Origin of the sequence: Indibacter alkaliphilus LW1, from assembly GCF_000295935.2 — a bacterium.
Lineage (GTDB): Bacteria > Bacteroidota > Bacteroidia > Cytophagales > Cyclobacteriaceae > Indibacter > Indibacter alkaliphilus.
On the sequence record NZ_ALWO02000054.1, the window covers coordinates 134123 to 146927 of the forward strand.

Genomic DNA, 12805 nt, shown 5'->3' on the forward strand with positions numbered 1-12805 from the left:
GAAGTTTCCGGGTTTTTCTATTTCATTTTAGGTAAAGGTAAACTCCTGCCAGTTTGTCTTTTTAATCTCTTTTTGGATATACTTTCTCAAGTAAAAAGAATTGAAAAATTAAACAAAAGAGGCTGCTTCAATAGCATCCTCTTTAAATTTTATGTATATCCGCAATTAGACCACTAACCAATTTAAATAGGGGCCTGGATCAACCCGATACGAATAGATACCTTCCTGGCGCAGGCAAGTTGGATATGCCACGACGGACAAGTTGCTAATTGATATTGGATAAGAATTTACCTTTTAAAATATGCTTTAATGTTAGAACTTGATCATAGATGCTAACAATGAATCTTTTGGGGATGAAGCTCCGATTAGACAAGAAATAATATTTTCACCCCCACATGATTAACATGGAGGGCTTCTTTGGGGGCGATTTTTATACCTGAAAGAAGTACAGATTCGTAAAGTCGGACTTTTATCATCACTTTGAGCTTTAAAATTGCTTTTCGTAAAATCTAAAAAAAGCAATTATGAAGAAATTAATTATGGTTCTTGGCTCAATTTTGTTGACTTTGGAAGTCTTTGCCCAAAACCTAGAAAGTAAAATGGATTCCCTTGCCCGGACATTAACAGGAAAAGACCAACCGGGCTTTGTTGTCGGGGTCACCAAAGGAAATGATGTGATTTTCCAAAAGGCTTATGGACAAATGAATCTCGACTACCAGATGCCTAATTCCAACCAAACTACCTTTAACCTGGCTTCTGTTTCAAAGCATATCACTGCATTTGCTATTTTGAAGTTGGAAGAAGAAGGAAAAATCAATTTAGATGCAAAGATTCAGGATTACATTCCGGAATTACCTGACTACGGAAAGGAAATCAAAGTCAGACATTTGATCCATCATACAAGTGGTTTGGGCTCCACGGATAACATCCGACTATTTGCCGGGATTTCTTTGGAACAACCTTGGACTGCTGATGATGAATTAGAGCTGATCAAAAGTTATAAAACTCTCAACTTCAATCCTGGTGATGAGTTTTTGTACTCCAATGCAGGTTATAGCTTATTGGCTAAAATTATAGAAAATGTAAGTGCACAAGCCTATGATGATTATATCGAAAATGAACTTTTTGCTCCTTTGGGAATGGTGAATTCCTATGCTTATACCAGACCTGGCAAGACCATTCCCAATAGGGCAGTAGGGTATAAGAAAACTTCTAATGGAATGGAAAGGACTATCACTGAGGCTGAGTCTGTGGCAGGTGGTACCAATATCTACATGAGTCTGGAGGATATGCTGGTCTGGGGGAAGCATTATTTTCAACCAACTTTGTTCGAACCTAAAGTTATAAATAGATTGGCATCTTCACCAGCAAAACTGGCCAATGGGTCAGATTTGAATTACACCTTTGGCCTTAGCTTAGTGGATTATAAGGGAATTAGGCTTGTTAGTCATTCAGGAGGGACCATGGGATTCTCGGCTTATTTCACCTGGTATCCAGATCATGACATGTTTGTAGCTGTGGCTGCGAATAACCAAAATATCAGTACCGCCACTATATCCAGGTTGGTGACAGAAACTATGCTGTCTGCGTATTTTGTTGAAGCATCTTTGGCAGAAAATGAAGATGTAGAACTCCCTGTAGAACAATTGAGAAAGTTTGAAGGAGAATTTAAAATGGATGATGGAATGGTGCTGACTTTTAAAGAAAAAGAAGGTAAACTATTTCTTTTAATTCCTGATGCGCCTGAATTTGAGCTATTTGCGTCTTCACCCTCTAAGTTTTACCTGAAAGCATTTGAGGCACAAACGGAGTTTTTGATCGACAGTAGCGGAGAAGTCAATGAATTGGTCTGGTACCAAGGCGGAAAAAGTTTTATAGGTAAGAAAGATGACGGGACTTTGCCTGTTCCTGCTCCTGACAAAGATGAATTTTTAGGGAATTATTTCAGTGCTGATCTGAATGCAGGTTATCAAATAACCTTAAAAAATGATGTCCCCATCTTGGTAATGCCAAGGACGCTAAAATATTATCTGGGCTTGGAAAACCTTCCCTTGGAGCATATTGATGGTGATAGGTTCAAAGTTGAAAAGTTAGGGGAAATCTACTTTACAAGAGATATCCGAAAGAAAATCAATGGCTTTTTAATCAAAGATGTGGGGAGATTGAGAAACATTTCATTCGATAAAATTAACTAGAATTTGACAATTCCTTCCAACCTTCCTTTCAGCTTTCATTTTTGACCAATGAAACTGAAAGGAGGGTTTTGACTTAAGGTAAATTTGAATATGAAAAATAAAAAAGGCATTATAATTCAAAAGAAAAATCCGATTTCGGAAATTAGTTATGTTCTGGATTCGCAAGGAATTATTGGAACATTGAAACTTCCATTTTTCAATAATTCAGCAATCTATACCGGGAAAGAATTATATAATTTTTACCCGATAGATATTATGGGCAACTCTTTTAGAGTCTACAGGGAAGGCAAATCCATAGGGTATATCCATTTGCATGCATTAAGGAATTTGGCACAAATCAATCTTGTAGAAGAAGGCCCTTTTCAATTTTCCCTTAAGGGGATATTTAATGGGGATTGGGTTTTAAGGCAAGGGAAAATATCCTTAGAACGAATTGGTAAAAACCTGTATTTTCATCATTTGGATCCGAAAGAAAAGGAACACCTATTGGCATGTGGGCTATTTACCGCAGCAAAGATCAATAAGGATTTGATCATAATTCTCCCATTCATTCTTCTCATATGGACATTTTTAATTTTGGTTTAGCAGGTAAAAAAACTTATGGAGTGAATAAAATTTTTGAAGTCGGGAAAGATCACCTCTGGTTTTTCACCAACTCTTTCACAACTTTAAACAACATGAATTGTATAGCTTTGGTATGGTAGGTAAGGTCATTGAAATTACCTATGATGAATGATTCGGAAAATGGGTGGTAAAATAGAAATGCACCTGTTGCACCCACACAGCCCCAACAATACATGGAAGTCGGTAATATCAATGGAATCTTTTTGAACATCCAGATGCCATAGCCATAATTGATACTTAAATTGAGCGATTTCCGGTCCTCCATCATCATGGTCAAGGTGTTTTTATTGATTAACTGATTTCCTAATAACCCTTTCATAAATAGCAAAAGATCCTCCATGGTGGCCACAACACCTCCTCCTGAGTAATCTATTCCCGGATAGTTTTCCAGTTGGGAGAGATCTTGATTTTTAACATAAAAACCAGCCAATAGATATTCAGATTGGACTTTAGGTTTTGAATATCCAAATACATAAGCAGAATCCATTTTTAAAGGATCGAAGATATATTGGTGCAATAATTCATGAAATGGTTTTTTAGAAATGCTTTCGAGGATTAACCCTAGAAGATAGTAATTGGTATCAGAATAATAATGCTTTGTCCCCGGCTTAAATTTAGAAGATAAGTTTTCCTTTCCCCATTGAATGGCGTCTTTGGGACATATCTTGAAATTAGGATCATTCAATACATTTTGCAATAGGGGCCAAAAAGAATCGAATAAGCCTGATGTTTGATTGAGTAAATGACTGATCCTGATATAGCCTGAATAGTCAGTGTTTTTATAAACATGAAGCTTATTCAACATGTCGGATTCCAAAAAGTCCGCTATTTTATCATCGAACTTGAGGTGTCCTTTTTCCCGAAAAATGGAAATTAGTGTAGCAGTAAATAGTTTGCCCACACTTGCCATATATTGTGGCTGAAGGGTATTGATTTCGGTTTGTCCGTGACCTGAGGCTACGTTAAGATGTATACCTGCTTTTTGAGAGTGAACCAACAAATATGCATTGTTGAGGTTTTTGTCCTTTTTGATCTGTTTGTGGAAATGATCCTTAATCTTGTGACTGATATCCATTTTTTTCAATGTTAAAATTGCTTTTCAAATAGTAGACCTATATGAAACCTTCCAAATAGATCTGCATGAAGGTATGGGATGGATTTTATCGGGAAGTACTGTTTTTCAAAGCTGCACCCATTTTAGATAATTAATTGTTTACCTTGTCATGGATTGCGTAGTATGGATAGCAAACTTTGGCTGAAAGATATCTGTGATGCAAGATCTGCAACTTGATCAATTAGTGTAATTTATTCCGAAATAGAAGCACCGTTTTTCTTTTGGATAAGCCGATAATGAAAATCAGGCCATCATCTCTTCTACCTGTTCATGAACTCCGAAAAAATCCAGCTTTTCTTAGAAAACAACATCACTGAGTATTTCAGTTATTTGGGGGCTATTCAGGGTCTTGTCCTGGCAGTTGTGGTATTGTTCTATCCGGAAAGACATAAAGTTTCCAATTGGCTATTGAGTATCTTTTTGTTGTTTTTTGCCCATTTATTGGTGGCAACCAGGATTACAGAGGCTTTCAGTTCGGATTTGGTTTTTATGATTTATGGGTTCAGGTTCCTGGCGAATATTGCCTTGCTATTTTTTATCAAGAGCCTATATCAAAACATAGCCTGGAGAAGACAAGGTTGGCATTTGTTGGTGATATTTCTGGATATTCTGGTCATATATAATAGGGTTTCAGGTTCGCCCTTATTTTTGGAAGGGATTCAACTGGAAAGATTCACAGTTGGGTGGTATTTTCTGGTTTCCTTCTTCTATCTTTTTTTAGTGATCAGAGCTTATCAGGAATACAGTGATAAAGTATTGAGGAATTTTTCGTCCCTGAACAATATCGGTTTGAAATTAGTCTATCAGATCATCATTTTCATGTCTTTGTTGATTTTGATCGACTTGGTTTATGCTATTGTATATTTTGGGTTTTCCGGTCGCACTGGTACCTATCACCGGGTAATGAAAACCCTGATCTCTACGATTTTCATGTACTTCATTGCCATAAAGGGGAAATTGACTCCTCAGATCTATCAGCTGCAAAAGATTGTTGATGCTCCTGAACTTTCAGGGAATGAGTTGGATGAAATTGATGCAAAAGAAGAGATAAGCGATGAAATACAATTGGTAGGTGATAGCGTAATAGCGCTGATGGAAAACGAGAAGTTTTATAAGGAGGAGAATGTCAGTATTAAAGATGTGGCTGAAAAAATTAATGAAAGACCCTATATAGTTTCCCAAGCCATCAATACCTGTCTGGGAAAGAATTTTTTTGATCTTATCAACAGTTACCGGGTAGAGGAAGCCAAAATATTGATGCTAGATGAAAAGTTGAGTCATCTTTCCATGATTGGAATTGCTTTCGAAGCAGGCTTTAGTTCCAAAACGGCTTTTAATACTGCTTTCAAGAAACACACCGGAATGACACCAAGCCAATTTAAAAGAGAGTCAAGTTATTCGGATTAGCATTGATTTCGGATAATTTCCAAAAATTTTTCACCGAATAAGTCCGAGTTTCCAAATCTGAACATTCCAAAAATTTGTAGTTGTAATTTTGGGACATGCTAAAGCACAGATCAAAAAATCCAAACAATGATGACGAAATCAAATTCGGTTTTCAACTGCTAATCATCATTGGGCTCTTGAAAACATTTTCCTTAGGTTACTTTCAAATGCAAAGTAAGGAGATGACGATGTTTTGGGAAAGCAGCATCCCTATGCAGGAATTGGACTTTATCAGATACCTTTTTCGATTTTCCGGTCTGGTAATTTAAAATATGCCAAGTATGAGCCAAGTAATTTCATTTAGAAATAAATATTAAATGACCCACTAAACCATAAATCCCATGAAAACATTGATCATGATCGTGCTGCTCTTAGTAGCAGGAATCCATTTGAGTTTTGCAGACTCCAAAGATTCACTTTCTGTGCAATTTGTAAGTGATGATGCCCTGATAAAAGGGAAGTTAATATTGCCCCAAAAGCAAGATAAAAAAGCTCCTGCGATAATATTTCTGATAGGTTCAGGGGGCAATAGCTCATATTCCAAAGATTATAAACGATTTCTGGAATTCTTTTTAGAAGAACCATTTGAAAATGATGAAGTCGCATTTTTGTACTTTGACAAGCGTGGGGTAGGGGAATCTGAAGGTGTCTGGTACAAAGCTGATTTTGAACAGCGGGCAAGGGATGCCATGCATGCCGCTGAATATTTAAGGACAGTTCCCCAAATAGACCAAGAAAAGATTTATGTGGTGGGACATAGTCAGGGAGGCTGGATTGTTCAGGTATGCCTGTCCGAGTACCCTCACCTTTTTGCAGGAGGTATCAGTATGGCTGGCCCCACTTTCGATGTCAAAAAACAACTAGTCAATGACTATCAGAGCGCCTTTATATGCAACAAAAACCTTGCTCCCGAAAAAGCATTGAAAAAGGCCAAAAGAATGGTGAACAGAGACCTGACCATTATTTCACTTTTTCCTTTACAGGAAAACTGGAAACAATTGAAAGTAATCAGGAAGTTTGATCCCAAAGAGTATCTATTGAATGTCAAAAAACCTCTTTTATTACTTTTTGCAGAAAATGACAGATTAGTGAATCCCACATGGAGTTTGGAACACTTAGGAGAGCTTTATCCCAAGGGATTACCTGAAAATATTTCCTTCCACATTGCGGCAGATGAAAACCATAGTTTCAAAACCTCCCCTTTTTGTTATAAAGGTGCTTGGAGTGATTTGAAATTTTCAGAGGATACCAGGGATGTGATGGTTGATTGGATTAAAAATGAGATAGGAAATGTCTTAGAGGCTGGGATTAGATCGAAAACTGCAAATTGAAGTGGAACAAACCTCCAAGGGGATTTAATTTGACTTAATCAGAAATTCTATATTTCACCTGGAAAAAATTATTCATCCTAAATGGAATTTCTGATGACCTATTTTGTGCTTTATTGATGAATTAATATTTACTTTCCTTGACATAATACCAAATTTATATAAGTGATTTCAAATTATATATGATTCTCTTAGGCGCTAAACCTTTGGCTAGAAATACTGAACAACATGATGTGTTTTTTGGAATAGCAAGGGAATTAAAAGACCTGGCATCAGATATCAGGGATTTTTGGCCAGATGCCCGAAAAAGTTTACACATTGATGCTTGGAGAGAAGTAAATAATGTAAATGGATACCAAATAAAAATCCTGCCAAAACAAACCGAAGGGCATATCCATGATGACCGAAATAAGAACAAACTTTTTTTTATCAATCTTGGAGGTTATAAAATAGGGGAGTTTGAAGAATTTCATTACAAGATGTTAACCGTTGATGTCAATAAAGCAAAAGCCATCTTTCAAGCAAAACTAACAGCATTTTATAAGCATATCGGCTTCAAGGGAGCTCCTTCCCATATAGATGATAAATACGGTATAGATGTGGATGACCTATCAGAAGTCCAAGAAATTTTGAATGAAAAGTATAAAACCAAATATTATATATCAGTTTCTAAAAATTCAGGTCTTCAGGAAGATGAACTTCATCTTGGCTATTTTTTATTAAATAAGTTATAGATTTATGTCATGACCATTCATTTTTTAATTTGTGAAGAATATATAGTATCTCAGGCGATAAATTCATGCTTGAGGAAAAATTTTTTAGAGTTGGTCAATGGCTATAGAGTTGAAGAAACTAAAAACCTGATGATGGATGAAAAGCTAAGCCATCTTTCCATGATCGGAATTGCTTTGAAGCAGGATTCAGTTCAAAGATTGCATTCAATACCGCTTTTAAGAAGCGCACAGGAATGGCCCCAAGTCAATTTAAAAAAGAGGCTGTTTTTGGCTAAGGAGAATCCGATAATTAGTCCATACTTATTTTTATATTTTTAAAATACCTGTCCAAATTTAAGCGAAAGTCAGGATTGTTCTGATAAACAGATTTTAGGTACTTCTTCGTCTGAGGCTGCGGTTAATTTATTTTGCTTTAAGCCAAACAAAGGCCTGATAAACTTCCATCTACGGATACCATATTCATATATTAGAAGCGAAATTCCAAAGGTTCCAAAAACCATCAGGGTAAATTTTGAAAGTAATCCCCAATCTAGATTCATTAAATAGTACCCTAAAGTTATTGTTACCGTTTGATGTAAAATATAAAATGGGTACACTGACTCATTGGCATAAGACAGGAATGCATTTCTACCGTTCAAATATGAAGCAGCAAATCCAAATATGGTCATTATCCAAGACCAGGTATTGAATGCTCTTACCAAAGATTCCATATAATAAATTAATGGAGATCGTTCAAAAACAAGCCAAATTAAAAGCAAAAAACTAAATCCCAATATCCCACATAGCAGGTAAATTTTTCGATGGTGCATTACTGTTTTCCAAAAGGTCTCCTTTACTGAAATCAAAATAAAGCCAAAGAAAAAAAGAGTAATATAGTTTATTAAGTTAAACCAATCTCCCACTAATGCATGAGTGGAAGGATAATTTGGGGCCAAAATAGAGTTATAAATAAATAAAGGAAAGATTAACCAAAACAATCCAAAGGTAGAGGAGGCAAGCCTTTCAGTAAGTTTAAGTAATCGGTTTTCTTTATGGTTTTTTAAGTACAGAAAAATTGGAACCAAAATCAAAGAGAAGATCAACAGATATGGCAAGAACCAAAGGTGATGCCAAGATAAATTCCCTTCCGGATAACTTCCAAGGAATGCTTTTGAAGGCCAAAATTCGAAGTAATTTCCCGTAAATTCCAACGTGCTTAGGCGTTCAAAATATACCTGTGGAGGGACAATAAACAACATTCCAACCAAAAGAGGGAGAAAGAGCCTCCATATCCGTTCTTTAATAAATGAGAAACCGCTTTTTTTTGATAATGCATAGTAGGTGCCCATTCCTGAAATAACAAAAAGTATAGGTAATCTCCACTGGTTTACAAATAACATGGGCCATTTTAAATTAGGATATAAAATATTGTTTTTGAGGTGGTAATCCCATGGAACGAAGAACATGCCAACATGGTAAAAAATCAATATACTGAATACAATTACTCTTAGCCAATCTAAATCATGTCTCCGCATTTTTTCTGATTTTTTGAAAGGATAAAATTACGGTATATACAAGGCCAAAAGTTCTGTTTTGTAAACCCGAACTTATTATATTATTGGTTTTATGCCACTTTTTCTTGGTCTATTTTCCTTTCACTACAATTTGTCGTCAGTCATTTTCTTATGATAAAAAAAAGTCAGAAAATACTTTTAAATCCTTTATTGAGCATTTTTTATAATTAATTGAAAATGAAAGGAGTATAAACTATTTAGAATTTTTAAAAAAATTGGTTCAGCTTTTACAACCTGAACATTTTCAATATCTGCTTATCCGAATTTTGAAGCATGTTCTTATTTGAATTTCGGGAATTCCTCAAAAGATATCTAATAACATAATTTATTTAAACCAAAGCTAAAATGTACAAAACCATTACTATTTTCCTGATGCTCTTCCTGCATGTATGCCTATTGATGGCTCAACAGGAAAAAATGACCCTAAGCGGGTATGTTCGGGATGCTTCCACCGGAGAAGAGCTTCTTGGAGCAACAGTCCTGATCAGAGGTACCTCGGAAGGGGCTGTTACCAATCTGTACGGCTTTTATTCTATTTCCATTAGACCTGACCAATATTACCTTCAGGTCAGCTATATGGGATTTGAATCCAAAACAATTGAGATTGAACTGCAAGCCGATCTCAATCTGTCCATTGAATTGATGCCCAGCAATCTTTCCCTGGAAATGGTGGAAGTTTCGGCAATAGCCAAAGATGAAAAAATCCTGGAAATCGGAAGTGGAATAGAAAGGGTTTCCATGGAACAAATGAGAAAGATGCCCAAGTTATTGGGTGAAGTTGATCTGATCAGAAACATCCAACTTCTCCCTGGAATTTCCACAGTGGGAGAGGGCACTTCAGGATTTAATGTACGCGGAGGCGGAGCAGATGAAAACCTGATTTTATTGGATGAAGCAGTAGTATTCAATGCTGCGCATGTGATGGGCTTTTTCTCAGTATTCAATTCTGATGCCATCAAGGATGTCAAGATATATAAAGGTGGATTACCGGCACAGTATGGCGGAAGGTTGTCATCGGTACTCGATGTTAGACAATTGGAAGGAAACTCCAAAAAGTTACAAGTCAAAGGTGGAATCGGGCTATTGAGCAGTAGGTTGACCGTGGAAGGTCCCATTCAAAAAGACAAAACATCATTCTTGCTGGCAGGCAGACGCTCTTACATGGATGTCTTCACCAAACTATCCGGTGACGAAGAACTGAAAAACAACAACCTCTATTTCTATGATTTCAATGCAAAAGTTAACCATAAATTTTCAGACAAAGACAGGATTTTCCTTTCCTATTATTCCGGAAAAGATGTGATGAAATTGGGTGATCTGTTCAGCAGCAGTTGGGGAAACAACACCATGACCTTTAGATGGAACCATGTGTTCAACCCCAGGTTGTTTACCAATATCACCGTGACCAACAGCAATTATTTTTACCATATCATTGGCAGTCATGGACCTGATGCCTGGGATTGGAAATCGAGTATACTAAATCAGACTTTTAAGGCTGATGCTGCCTATTTTGTAAACCCCAACAGGACCATTGATTTTGGTCTGCAATCCAATATGCAGGATTATGTGCCTGGAACAATTGTGCCAACCAGTGAAGAATCTGCGGTCAACTTCCTTGAAATGGCCAAAGAACATGCCATTGAATCAGGTGCCTATGTGTCTTGGAATGAAAAAATCAATGAGCAATGGAAATTTGAAGTGGGGCTTAGGTATGTGGATTTCAGAAGACTTGGAGGAACACAATATATATATCAGGATGGAGTAATGGAAAGAGATGCAATTATTGACTCGGTCAGCTTTTCAAGACATCAGACCATGGCCCGCTACAATGGTTTGGAACCAAGGTTTAACTTGAGTTTCACCCCAAACAAAACCACGGCCATCAAGGCAAGCTTTCACAGGGCCAACCAATTTGTACACCTGATTTCCAATACCAATTCACCTTCTCCTATAGATGTCTGGAAGCCATCCAATGCTTATCTAAAACCAGCACAGGTAGACCAAGTATCCTTGGGATTGGTGCGGGGAATTCAGAACAACAATTTTGAACTGGTTGTGGAGGGATATTACAAAGATTACAGAAGGGTGTTGGACTTCAAAGATGGTGCAAGGTTAACTTTCAATGAAACCTTGGAAACAGAAGTGTTGGAAGGAATAGGAAGGGCTTATGGGTTGGAGGCCTCTGTAGAAAAAAAGGAAGGAAGATTTACAGGACGTATCAGCTATACCCTCTCCAGGTCAGAAAGGAAGGTAAACGGAATCAATCAAGGTGAATGGTACAGGGCAAATTTTGACAAACCCCATGACCTAAGTATTTACGGTTTGTACCAGCTCAATAAAAAGTGGGACTTCTCTGCCAATTTTGTCCTGGCATCAGGAAGACCATTTACCCAGCCGATAGGAAAGTACGAATGGGAGGGAATGATTCTGCCAGTGATAGGAGAAAGGAACGCACATAGGATTCCTACCTATCATAGGCTGGATATTTCAGCCAACTTAAATCCGGAGGGCAAAAGGGGATCATGGAGCTTTGGGCTATATAATGTCTATGCCCGAAGAAATGCCTACTCGATCTTTTTCAGACAACAAGAAGCTTCACCCCAGACTGAAGCCGTGAGACTCTCGATTTTAGGATCCGTGATACCAAGTGTAACCTATAACTTTAAATTTTAAACCAAATGAAAACGCTTAAAAATATATTATTCAGCGTGTCCATGCTTTTAATGTTCTCCTGCATGGATACGATAGAATTGGATGTAAAATCCTATGAAGCCATGGTGGTGGTAAATGGAGAAATCAATAATTTGGATGAAATACAATTGCTAAGACTGTCTATTACCCAACCCTACTTTCAGTCCAGCCAAAAAATCATAATTGAAAATGCTGTGATTGATTTATATGAAGATGAAGTACTTATAGGATCCTACAATTATACACAGGATGGTGAGTATAAATTGAGCCATAAAGGTAAAATCGGATCAAGTTATAAACTTGAAATAAAATTGCCTGAAATGCCTGATCATCCAGGTTTTAGCAGCAAGGTCATTTCAAGTAAATCTGAGAAACTGGAACCTGTTTCAGAAATCACAGGAATCAGCTATGAATTCAAGCCGGAAAGTTTGGTATTTGAAGAAGGCTATTACCTTTTTATAGATACTTATGATCCAAAAGGAAAAGGAAACAACTACCGTTGGAAAGTTAAAGTAAACGGAGAATTCTCAAATGACCCCCGGCAGATTATGGTGGTGGAAGATAACAGGCTTGATGGAAATCTTATTACTGGACTTGATCTGACCTACGACCCATTTCAGGAAGGGGATGAGATAGTCGTTTATCAACAATCCATCAGCAATACATTTTACCAGTATTTATTCGATATCTATATGCAGGCATTGACACAGGAGAGTTTTTTCGATTCTCCGGCCTATAATCCCAAGTCGAATTTGATTTCCGATATCCCGGTTGTTGGCTATTTCAATGCAAGTGCTTACCATACAGCCGGAATAATCATTGGAGAATAGAAGAGGTTATTTTGCAAAAATGTTCCTAGGATTTCTTAATAAAATATTTCCCCTTGGTGTGTATATTATCATACACCAAGGGGAATCTACTTTAAAACAAAAACCTCCAAGTCAGATTAATCGGTCTGATATTTTCAACATTTCCGGCAGTCAAGGGGGAGTTGAATTGGTAGGTAAAACCGAAAGTTGATGCGTTGAGGATTTCCAGTTTTTTGAAGTAATTCCCTTTAAATCCAAGCATCAGTTCTGCTTGTAGGTTAAAAGGTCCGGCCACTTCTGATAAATTAATG

Annotated in this window: 11 protein-coding genes; 8 read left to right on the forward strand and 3 right to left on the reverse strand. The window is 37.0% G+C overall.

The window, feature by feature from the left end; translation table 11 throughout:
* The first annotated feature begins 524 nt into the window (after positions 1-524).
* On the forward strand, positions 525-2195 hold the full coding sequence (locus tag A33Q_RS21285) for a serine hydrolase (RefSeq protein WP_009035493.1): 1671 nt from the start codon (positions 525-527) through the stop codon (positions 2193-2195).
* A gap of 90 nt (positions 2196-2285) precedes the next feature.
* Positions 2286-2780: a hypothetical protein gene (locus tag A33Q_RS21290; RefSeq protein ID WP_009035494.1), complete on the forward strand. Its 495-nt coding sequence runs from the start codon at positions 2286-2288 to the stop codon at positions 2778-2780.
* 49 nt (positions 2781-2829) lie between these two features.
* On the opposite strand, the gene A33Q_RS21295 is transcribed toward A33Q_RS21290, so the two are convergent.
* Positions 2830-3894: a serine hydrolase domain-containing protein gene (locus A33Q_RS21295; RefSeq protein ID WP_009035495.1), complete on the reverse strand. Its 1065-nt coding sequence runs from the start codon at positions 3892-3894 to the stop codon at positions 2830-2832.
* A 309-nt stretch (positions 3895-4203) separates the two neighbouring features.
* Between A33Q_RS21295 and A33Q_RS21300 the strand changes: the two genes are divergently transcribed.
* From A33Q_RS21300 to A33Q_RS21315, 4 genes are all read left to right on the forward strand, one after another.
* The gene (locus A33Q_RS21300; protein ID WP_009035496.1) at positions 4204-5340 is read left to right on the forward strand and encodes a helix-turn-helix domain-containing protein; all 1137 of its coding nucleotides are present in this window, start codon (positions 4204-4206) and stop codon (positions 5338-5340) included.
* Between the two features lie 95 nt (positions 5341-5435).
* Positions 5436-5648 (forward strand): hypothetical protein, encoded by a 213-nt coding sequence (locus tag A33Q_RS21305; protein WP_009035497.1) that lies wholly within the window; start codon positions 5436-5438, stop codon positions 5646-5648.
* Positions 5649-5720: 72 nt separating this feature from the next.
* Positions 5721-6710: an alpha/beta hydrolase family protein gene (locus A33Q_RS21710; RefSeq protein WP_009035498.1), complete on the forward strand. Its 990-nt coding sequence runs from the start codon at positions 5721-5723 to the stop codon at positions 6708-6710.
* 203 nt (positions 6711-6913) lie between these two features.
* The gene (locus tag A33Q_RS21315; RefSeq protein WP_235062826.1) at positions 6914-7441 is read left to right on the forward strand and encodes a DUF1543 domain-containing protein; all 528 of its coding nucleotides are present in this window, start codon (positions 6914-6916) and stop codon (positions 7439-7441) included.
* Between the two features lie 344 nt (positions 7442-7785).
* Here the strand turns inward: A33Q_RS21315 and A33Q_RS21325 are convergent, their stop codons facing one another.
* The gene (locus A33Q_RS21325) at positions 7786-8955 is read right to left on the reverse strand and encodes an acyltransferase family protein (protein WP_009035501.1); all 1170 of its coding nucleotides are present in this window, start codon (positions 8953-8955) and stop codon (positions 7786-7788) included.
* Between the two features lie 384 nt (positions 8956-9339).
* Here A33Q_RS21325 and A33Q_RS21330 point away from each other — a divergent pair, with 384 nt between their 5' ends.
* Both A33Q_RS21330 and A33Q_RS21335 read left to right on the forward strand, forming a co-directional pair.
* The gene (locus tag A33Q_RS21330; protein ID WP_009035502.1) at positions 9340-11667 is read left to right on the forward strand and encodes a TonB-dependent receptor; all 2328 of its coding nucleotides are present in this window, start codon (positions 9340-9342) and stop codon (positions 11665-11667) included.
* Positions 11668-11672: 5 nt separating this feature from the next.
* Entirely contained in the window at positions 11673-12515 is an 843-nt protein-coding gene (locus tag A33Q_RS21335) for a DUF4249 domain-containing protein (RefSeq protein WP_009035503.1), read from the forward strand.
* Positions 12516-12606: 91 nt separating this feature from the next.
* Here A33Q_RS21335 and A33Q_RS22265 read toward each other — a convergent pair.
* Positions 12607-12805: hypothetical protein (locus A33Q_RS22265; protein WP_040490807.1), on the reverse strand; the 199-nt coding region annotated here is incomplete at its 5' end.

Coding starts and splice junctions, on each gene's coding strand:
- A33Q_RS21285 (WP_009035493.1), top strand. CDS start 525: ATGAAGAAATTAATTATGGTTCTTGGCTCAATTTTGTTGACTTTGGAA.
- A33Q_RS21290 (WP_009035494.1), top strand. CDS start 2,286: ATGAAAAATAAAAAAGGCATTATAATTCAAAAGAAAAATCCGATTTCG.
- A33Q_RS21295 (WP_009035495.1), bottom strand. CDS start 3,894: ATGGATATCAGTCACAAGATTAAGGATCATTTCCACAAACAGATCAAA.
- A33Q_RS21300 (WP_009035496.1), top strand. CDS start 4,204: ATGAACTCCGAAAAAATCCAGCTTTTCTTAGAAAACAACATCACTGAG.
- A33Q_RS21305 (WP_009035497.1), top strand. CDS start 5,436: ATGCTAAAGCACAGATCAAAAAATCCAAACAATGATGACGAAATCAAA.
- A33Q_RS21710 (WP_009035498.1), top strand. CDS start 5,721: ATGAAAACATTGATCATGATCGTGCTGCTCTTAGTAGCAGGAATCCAT.
- A33Q_RS21325 (WP_009035501.1), bottom strand. CDS start 8,955: ATGCGGAGACATGATTTAGATTGGCTAAGAGTAATTGTATTCAGTATA.
- A33Q_RS21330 (WP_009035502.1), top strand. CDS start 9,340: ATGTACAAAACCATTACTATTTTCCTGATGCTCTTCCTGCATGTATGC.
- A33Q_RS21335 (WP_009035503.1), top strand. CDS start 11,673: ATGAAAACGCTTAAAAATATATTATTCAGCGTGTCCATGCTTTTAATG.